The organism is Sphingomonas yantingensis, from assembly GCF_014199325.1.
GTDB classification, from domain to species: Bacteria; Pseudomonadota; Alphaproteobacteria; order Sphingomonadales; family Sphingomonadaceae; genus Sphingomonas; species Sphingomonas yantingensis.
The window spans coordinates 223758-237260 of record NZ_JACIJJ010000001.1 but is presented as its reverse complement, the minus strand read 5'-3'; the positions used below and the strand labels follow the sequence as shown (position 1 = coordinate 237260).

The 13503-nt window shown below is 69.5% G+C and carries 14 protein-coding genes; 8 read left to right on the top strand and 6 right to left on the bottom strand.

From position 1 onward, the window contains the following. Window positions 1–9: 9 nt before the first annotated feature. Entirely contained in the window at window positions 10–945 is a 936-nt protein-coding gene (locus tag FHR19_RS01160; protein ID WP_184023427.1) for an L-threonylcarbamoyladenylate synthase, read from the bottom strand. Window positions 946–991: 46 nt separating this feature from the next. Between FHR19_RS01160 and FHR19_RS01155 the strand changes: the two genes are divergently transcribed. The 3 genes from FHR19_RS01155 (at window position 992) to aguB (ending at window position 4610) form a co-directional block, all read left to right on the top strand. Next, window positions 992–2704 (top strand): acyl-CoA dehydrogenase family protein, encoded by a 1713-nt coding sequence (locus tag FHR19_RS01155; RefSeq protein WP_184023425.1) that lies wholly within the window; start codon window positions 992–994, stop codon window positions 2702–2704. 83 nt (window positions 2705–2787) lie between these two features. After that, the gene (locus FHR19_RS01150) at window positions 2788–3765 is read left to right on the top strand and encodes an agmatine deiminase family protein (protein ID WP_184023423.1); all 978 of its coding nucleotides are present in this window, start codon (window positions 2788–2790) and stop codon (window positions 3763–3765) included. Further along, on the top strand, window positions 3762–4610 hold the full coding sequence (gene aguB, locus FHR19_RS01145) for an N-carbamoylputrescine amidase (RefSeq protein ID WP_184023421.1): 849 nt from the start codon (window positions 3762–3764) through the stop codon (window positions 4608–4610). Before FHR19_RS01150 ends, aguB begins: the two co-directional genes overlap by 4 nt. A 184-nt stretch (window positions 4611–4794) precedes the next feature. On the opposite strand, the gene holA is transcribed toward aguB, so the two are convergent. Genes holA through FHR19_RS01125 form a run of 4 tightly spaced genes read right to left on the bottom strand, consistent with a single transcriptional unit; the run spans window position 4795 to window position 9436 of the window. Further along, window positions 4795–5811, bottom strand: coding sequence for a DNA polymerase III subunit delta (gene holA / locus FHR19_RS01140; protein ID WP_184023419.1), 1017 nt, complete (start codon window positions 5809–5811; stop codon window positions 4795–4797). Continuing rightward, window positions 5808–6314 carry an LPS assembly lipoprotein LptE gene (gene lptE / locus FHR19_RS01135; protein ID WP_425505916.1) on the bottom strand — a complete coding sequence of 169 codons (507 nt, stop codon included), beginning with the start codon at window positions 6312–6314 and terminating at the stop codon, window positions 5808–5810. The genes holA and lptE overlap by 4 nt, the downstream gene beginning before the upstream one ends. Then, complete coding sequence (gene leuS, locus FHR19_RS01130; RefSeq protein ID WP_184023417.1) at window positions 6311–8956, bottom strand: leucine--tRNA ligase; 2646 nt, start codon at window positions 8954–8956, stop codon at window positions 6311–6313. Before leuS ends, lptE begins: the two co-directional genes overlap by 4 nt. Before the next feature lie 54 nt (window positions 8957–9010). After that, window positions 9011–9436 carry a DUF3576 domain-containing protein gene (locus tag FHR19_RS01125; protein ID WP_184023416.1) on the bottom strand — a complete coding sequence of 142 codons (426 nt, stop codon included), beginning with the start codon at window positions 9434–9436 and terminating at the stop codon, window positions 9011–9013. A 199-nt stretch (window positions 9437–9635) separates the two neighbouring features. Between FHR19_RS01125 and FHR19_RS01120 the strand changes: the two genes are divergently transcribed. Beyond that, window positions 9636–10355 carry a hypothetical protein gene (locus FHR19_RS01120; RefSeq protein ID WP_246359245.1) on the top strand — a complete coding sequence of 240 codons (720 nt, stop codon included), beginning with the start codon at window positions 9636–9638 and terminating at the stop codon, window positions 10353–10355. Here FHR19_RS01120 and FHR19_RS01115 read toward each other — a convergent pair. Beyond that, on the bottom strand, window positions 10352–10879 hold the full coding sequence (locus FHR19_RS01115) for a thiamine phosphate synthase (protein ID WP_184023415.1): 528 nt from the start codon (window positions 10877–10879) through the stop codon (window positions 10352–10354). The two genes, FHR19_RS01120 and FHR19_RS01115, sit on opposite strands and share 4 nt — an antisense overlap. 22 nt (window positions 10880–10901) lie before the next feature. Between FHR19_RS01115 and FHR19_RS01110 the strand changes: the two genes are divergently transcribed. From FHR19_RS01110 to FHR19_RS01095, 4 genes are read left to right on the top strand one after another with little or no spacing between them, the layout of a single operon-like run. Then, a complete protein-coding gene (locus FHR19_RS01110; RefSeq protein ID WP_184023414.1) occupies window positions 10902–11570 on the top strand; it encodes a YggS family pyridoxal phosphate-dependent enzyme in 669 nt (222 codons plus the stop codon). Then, window positions 11567–12232 carry an HAD family hydrolase gene (locus tag FHR19_RS01105; protein ID WP_184023413.1) on the top strand — a complete coding sequence of 222 codons (666 nt, stop codon included), beginning with the start codon at window positions 11567–11569 and terminating at the stop codon, window positions 12230–12232. Before FHR19_RS01110 ends, FHR19_RS01105 begins: the two co-directional genes overlap by 4 nt. A gap of 30 nt (window positions 12233–12262) precedes the next feature. After that, a complete protein-coding gene (locus tag FHR19_RS01100) occupies window positions 12263–12805 on the top strand; it encodes a PH domain-containing protein (protein WP_184023412.1) in 543 nt (180 codons plus the stop codon). Continuing rightward, window positions 12805–13470, top strand: coding sequence for a DUF2238 domain-containing protein (locus FHR19_RS01095; protein WP_184023411.1), 666 nt, complete (start codon window positions 12805–12807; stop codon window positions 13468–13470). The genes FHR19_RS01100 and FHR19_RS01095 overlap by 1 nt, the downstream gene beginning before the upstream one ends. The last annotated feature ends 33 nt before the right edge of the window (window positions 13471–13503 follow it).

Genomic DNA, 13503 nt, shown 5'->3' with positions numbered 1-13503 from the left:
GCGGTCTGGTCAGAACGCCGCCCGCTGCAGCCGGTCGTTGATCGCCTCGCCCAGCCCCGTATAGGGCACCGGCGCCACCGCGATCGCCGCGGCGTTGCTGGCATCGGCGCGGTGGAGCGCGTCGAACAAACGGGACGCTGCTTCCACAAGATCGCCGCTCGCCGACAGCGTATCGTCGCCCTCGACTGCGCCGAAACCGATCAGCCACTCGCCCGACCGCCGTTCGGTCGCGTCCAGCCGCACGGGCTTGCCCGGCGCATAGTGGCTGGAAAGCTGGCCCGGCGCGGTGATTGCGCCGCCCTCCGGCCCGCGCGCGAAGCCCAGCTGCTCGGCGGTGATCGGCCCCGGCCGCAGGATCAGCCCCCGCGCCGGATCGACGATCGTCGATTCGATCCCCGCCGGCGTCGCCCCGTCGTCGAGGATCAGCTCGATCCTGCCATCAAGGCTCGCGAGCACATGGCTTGCCCGCGTCGGGCTGATCCCGCCGCTGGCGTTCGCGGACGGCGCGGCCAGCGGCCGGCCGCACGCCTTGAGCAGCGCCTGCATCGCCCGGTGCGCGGGCACCCGCACCGCCACCGTATCTAGTCCCGCCGTCGCCAGCGCCGCTACCGCGCTCCCATCGGCCAGCGGTAGGACCAGCGTCAGCGGCCCCGGCCACCATCGCGCCGCCAACGCCAGCGCCGCGTCGTCGAATCGCGCGACGGCGCGTGCGGCGTCGAGATCGGGCACATGCACGATCAGCGGATTGAAGCTCGGCCGGCCCTTTGCCGCATAGATGCCGGCGACCGCCCGCGAATCGGTCGCGTCCGCTGCCAGCCCGTATACCGTCTCGGTCGGCACCGCGACGCAGCCGCCGCGCGCGATCACCGCCGCCGCCGCCTCGATCGCGCCGGGCGTGCCGTAGCGTAAGGACCGTGTCCCAAGGGGCGGGTTTGTCGGCAGCATCCGAAACCCGCTATATCGCGCGCAAAATCGCCACAAGAGAGGACCGATGAGCTTCACCCCCGCCATCGCCGAGCAGCGCTTCGTGCTCGACCATATCGCCCGCATTGGCGAGCTCGCCGCCAGCGACCGCTTTGCCGAGGCGACGCCCGACACCGTCGAGGCGGTGCTGGAGGGCGTCGGCGCGTTTGCCGCGGGCGAATGGGCGCCGCTCGACCGCGCCGGCGATACCGTGGGCGCACAGCTTCGCGACAACGGCGTCGTGATGCCCGAGGGCTTCGGTGCGGCCTATCGCGACTATGTCGAGGGCGGCTGGGGCACGGTGGGATCGCCGACCGAGCATGGCGGCATGGGCATGCCCTTCGTGCTGGCAAGCGCGGTGCTGGAGACGCTGGGGACCGCGAACATGGGCTTCGCGCTCTGCCCGACGCTGACGGTCGGCGCGATCGAGGCGCTGATGCATCACGGCAGCGCCGAGCAGCAGGCGGCGTATCTGCCGCACCTGTCGACCGGCGAATGGACCGGCACGATGAACCTGACCGAGTCGCAGGCGGGCAGCGACGTGGGGGCGCTGCGCACCCGCGCCGAGCCGCTGGGTGACGGCCGCTTCTCGATCACGGGCACCAAGATCTACATCAGCTTCGGCGATCACGACCTGGCCGAGCAGATCGTCCACCTTGTCCTCGCGCGCTTGCCCGGCGCGCCGGCGGGGACGCGCGGCCTCAGCCTGTTCCTCGTCCCCAAATACCGGCTTGATGCCGACGGCAAGCCCGGCGACTTCAACGACGTGCGCGTCGTGTCGATCGAACACAAGATGGGCCTCCATGCCTCGCCCACCTGCGTCCTGTCGTTCGGCGACAACGGCGACTGCGTGGGCGAACTGATCGGCCATGAGGGCGGCGGGATCGCGGCGATGTTCACGATGATGAACAATGCGCGCCTCAATGTCGGGCTTCAGGGCGTGCAGGTGGCCGAGCGGGCGACGCAGCGCGCCGTCGCCTATGCCCTCGACCGCGTGCAGGGCGCGCGCGGCGGTGCGAACGTTGCGATCATCGAGCATCCCGACGTCCGCCGGATGCTGCTTCGCATGAAGGCGCAGACGCAGGCGGCGCGCGCGCTCGTCTATCTGGCGGCGAGCGAGGGCGACCGCGCGACGCTGGGCGACAGGGAAGCCAAGAAGCGCCTCGACCTGCTCACCCCGCTTGCCAAGGCGCACGGCACCGACATCGGCAACGAGGTCGCCAGCCTCGGCATCCAGGTGCATGGCGGCATGGGCTATGTCGAGGAGACGGGCGCCGCGCAGCATTTCCGCGACGCGCGCATCACGCCGATCTATGAAGGGACCAACGGCATCCAGGCCGCCGATCTGGTCGGGCGCAAGCTGTCGATGGACAATGGCGGCGTGTTCCTTGGCCATATCGCGGCGATGCGCGAGGAGGCGAAGGACGCCGGCCTCACCGCGCTGATCGACGCGTGCGAGGACGTGGGCCGCGGGCTGATGACCGCCGATGCGGACGACCGGCTCGCCGCCTCCTATCCCTTCCTCACCATGCTGTCGGTCGCGACCTGTGGCTGGCTGATGGAGCGGCAGGGACGCGTCGCAGCAGGCGCAGAAGGCGACCCAAACTTCCTCGCGCAGAAGCAGGCCGCCGCCCGCTTCTATGTCGAGCAGGTGGTGCCCGAGGCGCTGGGGCTGAAGGCCGCGGCGACCGCACGGGCCGACGTCCTCTACTCGATCCCGGCGGCTGCCTTCGCCGCCTGATCGCCACGTTCAGGCTTTATTGACCGCGATTCTCGGGCGGGTGGGTGTTCCGCTTGTCCGAGAATCGCACTAGATCGCGGCGCATGACCCTGCCGCCGCCGCCCGAATGGGCCGATCACGAGGCCGTGCTGATCGGCTTCCCCAGCCACCCCGACGTGTGGGGTCCGCCGCTCGAGGGCGCGCGGGCCGAAACGCTCGCCTTCGCCAATGCCATCGCCGACGAGGGGCGCGGCGAGCGCGTCCTCCTCGTCTGTGCCGATGGCGAGGCGGCGCGCGCGGCGATGACGCGGATCGGCAAGGGCGTCGAGATCCTGACCGCCGCGTTCGGCGACGTGTGGCTGCGCGATACCGCCGCGATCGTGACCGGCGACGGCACCGCGCGCGCGTTCCGCTTCAACGGCTGGGGCGGCAAGTACGACTTTCCCGGGGACGAGGATGTCGGCGCGCGCCTCGCCCGCCGACGGCATATCGAGTTCGAGTTGTGCGACTGGGTGCTGGAGGGCGGCTCGATCGACGGCGACGGCACCGGCCTCGTCGTCACGACCGAGCAGTGCCTCCTGAACCGCAACCGCAATCCCGGCCTGTCGAAGGCGCGGGCCGAGGATTGGCTGTACCGCGACCTCGGCTACGACCGGGTGCTGTGGCTGGGCGACGGCCTCGTCAACGATCACACCGACGGGCATGTCGACAATCTCGCGCGGTTCGTCGGCCCCAACCGCCTCGCCATCCCCGAGCCCGAAGAGAACGACCCCAACTGGCTGATCTATCAGGACGCCGCCCGCCGCGCCGAGGCGATGGGGGTCGAGGTCGTCCGCATCCCCTCTCCTGGCCGCGTGCTGGTCGATGACGAGGTCGTGCCCGCGAGCTACATGAACTTTTACATCGGCAACACCGTCGTCGCGGTGCCGACCTATGGCCAGCCCAATGATGCGAAAGCCGTCGCGGCGGTGCAGGCACAGTTCCCCGGTCGCCGCGCAGTGGGCCTGCGCGCCGACCACATCCTGACCGGCGGCGGCAGCTTCCACTGCATCAGCCAGCAATTGCCGAGGATCGCCGCATGACCGAAGTCACCGTCGCGGCGATGCAACTCGCCTTCACCCGCGACCTGGACGCCAACATCGCCGCCGTCAGCGAGCTGGTGCGCGAGGCGAAGGGCCGCGGCGCGCAGGTCGTGCTGCCGCCCGAATTGTTCGAGGGCGAATATTTCTGCCGCACCGAGGAAGAGGAATGGTTCGCCACGGCCCGGCCGGTGGACGAACATCCCGCGGTGCTCGCCATGCAGAAGCTGGCGGACGAGCTCGACCTCTACATCCCGACCAGCTTCTTCGAGGCGGACGGGCCGCACCACTATAACTCGCTGGCGATGATCGCGCCCGGCGGGCGGATCGAGGGCGTCTATCGCAAGAGCCACATTCCCGACGGGCCGGGCTATGAGGAGAAGTTCTATTTCCGCCCCGGCAATACCGGGTTCAAGGTGTGGGGCGGGCCGGGCGCGAAGCTGGGCGTCGGCATCTGCTGGGACCAATGGTATCCCGAAACCGCGCGGGCGATGATGCTGATGGGGGCGGAGCTGCTCTTCTACCCCACCGCGATCGGCGCGGAGCCGCACGACCCGACGCTCGACACGCGGCACATGTGGCGGCGCGCAATGCTGGGGCATGCGGTAGCGAACATCGTGCCCGTCATCGCCTCGAACCGGATCGGCAACGAGCATGGCCAGGTCTTCTACGGCCACAGCTTCATCTGCGACGAGTTCGGCGAGATGATCGCCGAATTCGGTGCGGAGGAAACCGGCGTGCTGACCGCGACGCTCGACCTCGCGCGCGTGAAGAAGAATCGCGCGGGGATGGGCTTCTTTCGCGACCGACGGCCGGAGCTTTATCGGCGGCTGGTCGAGGATGTTTGACGGGTCGAGGCGCGGAAGCCCCGCGAGGCCGGCTTAGCCCCGGGGTCCCGCAGCCTTTCGCGGGTCAAGAAGAGGAAGAAGAAGCGGGATCCCGGATCAAGCCCGGGATGACGTGTGAGGGGAGCGTCACCTTCCGACCATAGGCCGTCACCCCGGACTTGCTCCGGGGTCCCGCTTCTTTCTTCTATCCCAACCGCTGCCCCATCCGCGCGATCGCCAGCCCTTCGACCTCCGCCAGGATCGCGCCCGCATTCCCCGGCGCGACGATCGCCCGTTCGGCGGTCCGCACCCGCTCCACCGCGCGGGCGAGCTGGGCCGCGTTCCAGCGTTGCAGCGCGCGGATCGTTGCCGCTTCCTCCTTCCAGAACACCCGGTGGCGCTTGACCACGACCGCCGCGGCGTCGCCGCTTTCCACCTCGCGCCGCATGTCCGCGAGCGCGATGAGGCGCTTGGCAAGCTGGCGCAGCGTCGGGATCGCCAGATTATCCTCGGCGATCGCCGCGAGTTCCACGCCCGCGGTGACGGGATCGCCGCCGACCACCGCCTCGATCGCCGCGCCCATCGCGCTTTCGTCGAGGACCGCACCCACCGCGTCGAACACCTCAGGCCCGCAGTCGGCGGGCCGCTCGGGCGCGGCGTCGAGATACAGGGCGAGCTTCTCGACCTCCCGCACCATCACCGCGCGGTCGCCGCCCGTCGCCGCCACCAGCCGCTCGGCACAACCGCCGCCGAGGCGCAGCCCATGCTCGCGCGCGATCTGTGCGGCGAGGCGCGCCGCATCCGCCCCCTCGGGCACGTAGAAGGCGGCGGCGGCGGCGTTGTTCGCTGCCTCGACCAGCTTCACGAGCTTGCCGGTCTTGCGCACCGACGGCGCAATCGCGACCACCGGATTGCCCGCGCGCTCGGCGTTCAAGAGCAGCGTGACGGCCTCCAGGCTCTCCTCGCCCATGCCGGTCACACGGATGAAGCGCTTGTCGCCGAACAACGACATCGAGGCCGCCTCGTCGGCCAGCCGGCCGGGGTTGGCCTTGAGCATCGCCCCGTCCATGTCGACGCGCTCCACGCCCTCGCCCAGCGCGCGCTGCAGCACCGCGGCGAGTTCACCCGTCCCCGATTCGTCGGGGCCGTAGAGGAGATACAGGCGCGTCCCCTCGTCGGGCTTTTCGAGCCGCGCCCGCATCTGCGCAGGCTTGAGGTTCATTTCCCGTCCTGGGAACGCTGTGCGTAGAGCGCGATGCGCGCGACGATGCGGTCGGCGACGATGCCCGACAGGCGTTCGAGCGCCGATTGCTCGGCGGCGATCGTCGCATATTCGCTGCTGACGACGTCGATGCCCGCATCCGACCCCGCGGTCGCGTCGAGCACGACGCCGCCGGTCGCGGCATCGACGAGCTGATAGCGCGCGCGCAGCGTCCGCCGCTCGCGCGTGATCGTGTCGTTGCGCCGGACGCCCAGCCCGATGATCTCGTCATCGAGCGTCACCTGAAGCCGATAGCGCGCGCCGCCCTGCCCCTCGCCGTTCGACAGCCGATCGCGCAGCGCATTGGCGACCAGCCAGCCATTCTGCCCGGCGATCGGCGCAACCTCGACCGCGTTCAGCGTCTGGCGCACCGCCCCGTCCGGCCCGCCGCCATAGAGCGGGCGAAGCGCACAGCCACTCGTCAGCGTGGCCGCAAGGGCGAGCAGGACAGCGGCGCGGATCACGCGACGAGGTTCACGAGTCGGTCGGGCACGACGATCACCTTTCGTGGGGTCTTGCCCTCCAGCATGCGCACCACGTTCTCGGATGCAAGCGCCGCGGCCTCCACATCCTCGCGCGGGGCGCCCTTGGGCATGACGAGCGTATCGCGCAGCTTGCCGTTGACCTGGATCGCGATCGTCACCTCGTCCTCGACCAGCATCGCCGGATCGACCTCGGGCCACGGCGCGTCGGCGATCAGGCCGCTTTCGCCCCACGCCGCCCACGCCTCCTCGGCGATGTGCGGGCACATCGGCGCGGCGATGCGCGCGAGCGCACGGATCGCGGCGGTGCGATCGGCGGACGGTGCCGCCTTCTCGATCGCGCCGACGAGCTCGTAGAGCTTGGCGACCGACTTGTTGAACGCCAGCGCCTCGACATCCTCGGCGACGCCGGCGATCGTCTTGTGCAGTTTCCGCCGCAGCGCGACGTCCTCGCCCGCATCGGTCGCGTCAGCGGTGAACAGCCGCCACAGCCGCTGGACGAAGCGCCACGCGCCTTCGATCCCCGCCTCCGACCATTGCAGGTCGCGCTCGGGCGGGCTGTCGGACAGCATAAACCAGCGGACGGCATCGGCGCCGTACTGGTCGACGATCGGGCCGGGATCGACGGTGTTCTTCTTCGACTTCGACATCTTCTCGACGCGGCCGCGCTCAACCGCTTCGACGATAATGTCTTCAGAATCAGCAAACTCGCGTTCGAGTGCCGGACTTCTCAACGAACCATCGCTCAGATGCTCGACCTCATCCGGAGCAAGCCAGCGTCGAGAGTAGACCGTTTTCTCCGGAAAACGCTCATGCGCCTCAATACCGCTTAGGCCGAGTGGCGCGATCTCTTCCAAGAATGATGAATCGAAGGACTTCAAGCGACCTGAATATGTCTCGTGCGTCACCATGCCTTGGGTGAACAGCCCGGCGAACGGCTCCTTCACGTCGATGAGGCCGATGTGGGACAGCGCGCGCGTCCAGAAGCGCGCGTAGAGCAGGTGCAGGATCGCATGCTCGACCCCGCCGATATATTGCTGGACGGGCAGCCACTGCTCGGCGACTGCGCGGTCGAAGGGCTTGTCGCCGGGCTGGCTGGCGAAGCGGATGAAGTACCAGCTCGAATCGACGAAGGTGTCGAGCGTGTCGGTCTCCCGCCGCGCGGGCTTGCCGCACGCGGGGCAATCGACATGCTTCCACGTCGCGTGGCGGTCGAGCGGGTTGCCGGGCACGTCGAACGTCACGTCCTCGGGCAGCTCCACCGGCAATTGCTCGCGCGGCACGGGGACCGCGCCGCAATCCTCGCAATGGATGATCGGGATCGGCGTGCCCCAGTAACGCTGGCGGCTGACGCCCCAGTCGCGCAGGCGCCAGACGGTGGTGCCGCGGCCCCAGCCCTCGCCCTCGGCCCGCGCGATGACGGCGGCCTTGGCGGCTTCCACGTCCATCCCGTCGAGGAAGGCGGAGTTCACCAGCACGCCGGGGCCGGTATAGGCCTCGTCGCTAACGAACACCGGGTCGGTCTTGTCGCCCTCGGCGACGACGCGCGGCACGGGCAGGCCGTACTTCCGCGCAAAGTCGAGGTCGCGCTGATCGTGCGCGGGCACGCCCATCACCGCGCCGGTGCCGTATTCCATCAGCACGAAGTTCGCGATGTAGACGGGCAGCGTCCGCTCGCCGTCGAACGGATGCGCGACGGTCCAGCCGGTGTCGAAGCCCAGCTTCTCCGCCGTCTCAAGCTCCGCCGCGGTCGTGCCGCCCTGCTTGCACTTCTCGATGAAGGCGGCGGCGTCGGCATTGCCCGCCGCCAGTGCCTGCGCGACCGGGTGATCGGCGGCGACCGCGACGAAGCTGGCGCCGAAGATCGTGTCGGGCCGCGTCGAATAGACCTCGATCGCGGTGTCGAACGGCGCGACGGGCTGGAAGCGGAACTGCAGGCCGACCGACTTTCCGATCCAGTTCTCCTGCATCAGCCGCACCTTGTCGGGCCAATGCTCCAGCGTGCCGAGACCATCCAGCAGCTCGTCGGCGAACTGCGTGATCTTCAGAAACCACTGGTTGAGCTTGCGCTTCTCCACCGGCGCGCCCGATCGCCAGCCGCGGCCGTCGATCACCTGCTCGTTGGCGAGCACGGTCATGTCGACCGGGTCCCAGTTCACCGCCGATTCGCGGCGATAGACGAGGCCGGCGGCGAGCAGGTCGAGAAATAGCGCCTGCTCATGCCCGTAATATTCCGGGTCGCAGGTCGCAAACTCGCGCGTCCAGTCGAGCGCGAAGCCGAGCCGCTTCAGCTGTGCCTTCATCGCGGCGATGTTGTCGTAGGTCCAGGCGCCGGGATGCACCTTGCGCTCCATCGCCGCATTCTCGGCCGGCATGCCGAACGCGTCCCACCCCATCGGGTGCAGGACCTCGAAGCCCTTCATGCGCCGGAACCGGGCGAGTACGTCGCCCATCGTGTAGTTCCGCACATGCCCCATGTGGATCTTGCCCGAGGGGTAGGGGAACATCTCGAGCACATAGCTCTTGGGCTTGGGCGAATCGTCCTGCGCGGCGAAGGTCGCGCGCTCGTCCCAAACGGCCTGCCACGCGGCATCGGCCTTCAGCGCGTTGAAACGCTGGTTCATGCTCTAAACTCCGTCGAAAGCCGGCGCGCGACCGGCGCCGACCGGACCTTCAAATCAGCCGGCCACCGCGCCGCGGCGCATGTCGCGGGCGCGGGTCAGGATGATGTCCTCGAGCTTCTGGACCGTCGCGGCCTGAACCGGCGCGGCGACCCACTGGCCGGTCTGGTTGACCTCGCGCTGGGCGGTGACGCGCAGCGCATCGGCGCGCAGGTCCTGGTCGAGGATCGTCACCGTGACCTTCATCCGCTCGCCCGGCGTATTCGGGTTCACGTACCAGTCGGTCACGATCACGCCGCCGTTCGAATCGGTCTGAAGCAGCGGCATGAAGCTCAGCGTCTCGAGGCTGGCGCGCCACAGATAGCTGTTGACGCCGATCGTCGTGATCTGGCTGGCGGCGAGGTCGCGCGGACGATCGCCCTTGCCGCCGCAGGCAGCGAGCGCGAACACGAGCGGAAGGGCTAGGGCCAGGCGGCGCGACATCGGCGAAGTCCTCGAGATAAGCGAATACCGGCTCTCTATAGGCGCTACCGTGGGCGGAGCAAGCGATGGCGCGGCGGTGCGATTGTGGACCCCGTGCAACACTCCGTCTAAATCGCCCGACCCTGTGGAACGCCGCGCGCGAACCATGGTAATGGCTTCGAACGAAATAGAGGGGATTCGCGTGACGTTGCGGACAGCCATGATCGGGCTTGGTGCGGGGGTGCTTGCCACCACTGCGCTCGCGCTCGTTCCGGCGTCTGGTGCGCCCCGCCCCGACGAACTGCGATTCGCGCGCCGTGGCCAGGCTGCGGCCGGTGGCCGTTCGGGCATCGGCTCGTTCACGCCCGCCGCCGCCGACCCGCGCCTCGCCGCCGCCCTGTCGCGCAGCGGGCTGTCGGCGACGGGCTTCCGCTTCACCCCGTCGGAGCAGCAGAGCAAGCGTCAGGATGTGACCGTCGCGGTCCGCGCCCGCACCGCCCGCGGGGGCGAGGCGCTGCGCACCGCCAGCGTGACGATCCCGACCGTCGCCGCCGCCAGCATGCAGCCGATCGCCTACAACCTCGGCATGTCGGTGGGCTGGAAGCGGTTTGCCGTGTCGGGCGACGTCTCGCGCGTCGATCTCGGCACGCTGCCCGGCAGCCGCGAGGCGGTCGACCTCGGCGTCAGCTATACCGGCAAGCGCCTGAGCGGCCGTGTCCAGGCGCGTGCCGACAAGCCGACTGGCAGCGAGCCGCGCCTCGTTGCCGACGCGCCCAGCTATTCGGTCGACCTCGGCACTTCCTACTCGCTCACGCGCAACTTCGACGTGACCGCGGGCGTCCGCTACCGCGCCGATGAAGAGCGGCTGCGCATGCCGCAACTGACCGACACCCGCCGCGACAGCCAGGCGGTGTATGTAGGAACGGCCTTCCGCTTCTAACCGCGGGACAGGCCGTCGATCGCGGCCCATCCATGCAGCCTCAGCCCGCGCAGCCGTGTGAACGCCCTCGCGTCCATGCCGCCGAGCGCGATCGCGGGCGAAGTCGCGCCGCGCAACATGAGGCCCAGCCGCACCGGTCCGAGCGTCCGCGCGCCCGGATGCGAGCGCGTGGGGAATACCGGCGAGACAAAGATCAGGTCGGCGCCAACCCGGCGCGCGGCGATCATCTCCTTCCGGTCGTGCACCGAGGCAGTGCGCAGCCTCAGCCCTCGCCCGTTATGCACGCCCATCTCGCCGCGCATCGCTATCCGCCCCGCTCGGACCAGTACCAGCCGCCGCCGCTTCGCCACCGCCAGCACCGCCGCGAATCGGGCGCGCCGTTCAGGCAGCGGCGTCGCATAGTCGCGAAAGATCACACCCGACCCATGCGGCAACGCCGCCAGCGCCGCCCACAGCCCCTCGCCCAACCGCTCGTCGGTCATCAGCCATAGCCGGGGCAGCGTCGAAGGGTGGCGGGCACGCATCCGGGCCCCTATAGCGCGCGCGATGAGTCACGACGATGCCGCCGCCCGCCTGACCGCCATTCAGGCCGAGATTGCCCGCGCCGCCGCCACCGCGAGCCGCAAGCCCGACGAGGTGACGCTGATCGCCGTCTCCAAGACGCACGACGCCGACGCGATCCGCCCGCTGATCGCCGCCGGCCAGCGCCATTTCGGCGAAAACCGGGTGCAGGAGGCGGAGGGCAAATGGCCCGCGCTGCGCGAGGAGACGCCCGGCATCGTCCTCCACCTCGTTGGCCAGCTCCAGTCGAACAAGGCCGAGGCGGCGGTGGCGCTGTTCGACGCGATCCATTCGGTCGACCGCCCCAGCCTCGTCACCGCGCTGGCGAAGGCGATGGACAAGACCGATCGCCGCCCCGCCTGCTTCGTTCAGGTCAATATCGGTGACGAGGAGCAAAAGGGCGGCTGCGCGGTCGCCGACCTGCCGGCACTGCTGGCCGAGGCGAGGACCGCCGGCCTGCGCATCGCGGGCCTGATGGCGGTGCCCCCGCTGGAGGTCGAACCCGCCCCCTATTTCGCGCTGCTCGCCAGGCTGGCGCGCGACCATGGGCTGGGCGGGCTCAGCATGGGCATGTCGGGCGACTATCCGACCGCAGTCACGATCGGCGCGACGCATGTCCGCGTCGGCACTGCGCTGTTCGGGGGCCGGGCATGAAGTTCTCGGGGCTGATCTTCGACTTCGACGGCGTGCTCGTCGAAAGCGAATATGAGGGCAATCGCCACCTTGCCGAATACCTGACCGGCATCGGCCATCCGCACAGCCCGGCCGAAGCGATGCGGCATTATATGGGCCTGTCCGGCCGCGCCTTCATCGACGCGATCGAGGGGCGGATCGGCCGCCCGCTGCCGGACGGATTCCACGCCGAGCGGGAGGTCGAGAACGAGCGCGTGCTGCAGGGCGGCATCGGCGAGGTCGCAGGCGCGATCGCCTTCGTCCGGTCGCTGCCGCCCGAACTCCCGCGCGCGATCGCCTCGTCCTCGTCGGTCCACTGGATCCGAACGCATCTGCGCCATCTGGGGCTGGAGGATGCGTTCGGCGATCATGTCTATTCGGGCAAGGAGCATGTCGCGCGCGGCAAGCCGGCGCCCGACCTCTATCTCCACGCCGCAGCGGCGATCGGCGTGCCGATCGAGGATTGCGCGATCCTGGAGGATTCGCCGGTCGGCGCGACCGGGGCGGTCGCTTCGGGCGGGTACGTCATCGGCCTGTGCGCGGGCACGCACTGCCCGCCCGATCACGCCGCAGTGCTGCGCGCGATCGGCGTACAGGCCATCGCCGCCGACTTTGGCGAGGTCGCGCGCGCGATCGGGCTTTGATACGATCCCCCTGAAAAACAGGGGGATGCGATGGACGAGACGACCGCCGGCGAGCCATCGGTCCTGATGCGGGGCGAATTCAGCCCCAAGCTGCGCCTCTACATGCTCGCCTATTGGGGGTTGCCGTTCGTCGCGTCGGTCATCGGCCTGCCGCTCCTGCCGCTATGGCTGATCTTCGGGCCGCTCTGGACGCGCCGCTATCTCGCATCGCTCCGCTGCGACCTGACGGAGCGGAGCGTCGTCATCGCGCGCGGCGTCCTGTTTCGCCGCGAAATGACGATCCCGCTGGACAAGATCCAGGACATCTCGATCCGTGAGGGGCCGCTGCTCGCCGCGTTCGGCATCCTTCAGCTCAGGATCGAAACTGCGGGCCAGAGCAATGCCGCGACGGGCAAGTCGGATGCCGACCTCATCGGCCTCGTCAACGCGCGGGCGGTCCGCGACCGAATCCTTCGACAGCGCGACGCGCTCGATGCCCGCGATGCCGGACCACCGCCCATCGATGCGCAGACCGCCTTGCTGACCGAAATTCGCGACGTGCTGCTCCGGCTCGAATCGAGACTCGACGCCTGATGCGCGGCGGTCGATCCGCGATCGGGAGCGACATCCCGTTGATCCTCGTCACCGGCGGCTGGGGGGCGGCGCTGCTCGCGTCAGGCTGGCATCCGTTCGATCGCGCGACATGGTGGATGGAGGTCGCGCCCGTCCTGATCGCGCTGCCGGTCCTCTGGGCGACTCGGCGGCGCTTCCCGCTGACGCCGCTCGCGCTCGGGCTGATCTTCTTCCACGGGCTCGTGCTGATGCTGGGCGGTGCCTGCAGCTACGCGCGCGTGCCCGCGGGGTTTGCGGTGCAGGACTGGCTGGGCCTCGCACGCAATCCCTATGACCGGTTCGGTCATCTGGTGCAGGGTTTCGTGCCCGCGATCGTGCTGCGCGAGCTTCTGGTGCGGGCGGGCGGGCTTCAGCCCGGGCGGCTGCTGACGGTGCTCGTCATCGCCTGCTGCCTGGCGGTCAGCGCGGCCTATGAACTCGTCGAGTTCGCTGCCGCCGCGATGCTGGGACAGGGGGCAGACGAGTTTCTGGGGACGCAGGGCGATCCCTGGGACACCCAATGGGACATGCTGATGTGCCTGACGGGCGCGGTCGCCGCGACGCTGACGCTGTCCCGTATCCATGACCGGCTGATCGCCCGCGGTCGACGAACCGATCGGGAAAACGCCCGCGCCACCGTTGCTTAGCGGCACGCGATCGGGCAGCTTGCCGCTGCGGTC

Excerpts from the sequence above, each read along its gene's own strand:
- FHR19_RS01160 (WP_184023427.1), bottom strand. The coding sequence starts at position 945 with ATGCTGCCGACAAACCCGCCCCTTGGGACACGGTCCTTACGCTACGGC.
- FHR19_RS01155 (WP_184023425.1), top strand. The coding sequence starts at position 992 with ATGAGCTTCACCCCCGCCATCGCCGAGCAGCGCTTCGTGCTCGACCAT.
- FHR19_RS01150 (WP_184023423.1), top strand. The coding sequence starts at position 2,788 with ATGACCCTGCCGCCGCCGCCCGAATGGGCCGATCACGAGGCCGTGCTG.
- aguB (WP_184023421.1), top strand. The coding sequence starts at position 3,762 with ATGACCGAAGTCACCGTCGCGGCGATGCAACTCGCCTTCACCCGCGAC.
- holA (WP_184023419.1), bottom strand. The coding sequence starts at position 5,811 with ATGAACCTCAAGCCTGCGCAGATGCGGGCGCGGCTCGAAAAGCCCGAC.
- leuS (WP_184023417.1), bottom strand. The coding sequence starts at position 8,956 with ATGAACCAGCGTTTCAACGCGCTGAAGGCCGATGCCGCGTGGCAGGCC.
- FHR19_RS01125 (WP_184023416.1), bottom strand. The coding sequence starts at position 9,436 with ATGTCGCGCCGCCTGGCCCTAGCCCTTCCGCTCGTGTTCGCGCTCGCT.
- FHR19_RS01120 (WP_246359245.1), top strand. The coding sequence starts at position 9,636 with ATGATCGGGCTTGGTGCGGGGGTGCTTGCCACCACTGCGCTCGCGCTC.
- FHR19_RS01115 (WP_184023415.1), bottom strand. The coding sequence starts at position 10,879 with ATGCGTGCCCGCCACCCTTCGACGCTGCCCCGGCTATGGCTGATGACC.
- FHR19_RS01110 (WP_184023414.1), top strand. The coding sequence starts at position 10,902 with ATGAGTCACGACGATGCCGCCGCCCGCCTGACCGCCATTCAGGCCGAG.
- FHR19_RS01105 (WP_184023413.1), top strand. The coding sequence starts at position 11,567 with ATGAAGTTCTCGGGGCTGATCTTCGACTTCGACGGCGTGCTCGTCGAA.
- FHR19_RS01100 (WP_184023412.1), top strand. The coding sequence starts at position 12,263 with ATGGACGAGACGACCGCCGGCGAGCCATCGGTCCTGATGCGGGGCGAA.
- FHR19_RS01095 (WP_184023411.1), top strand. The coding sequence starts at position 12,805 with ATGCGCGGCGGTCGATCCGCGATCGGGAGCGACATCCCGTTGATCCTC.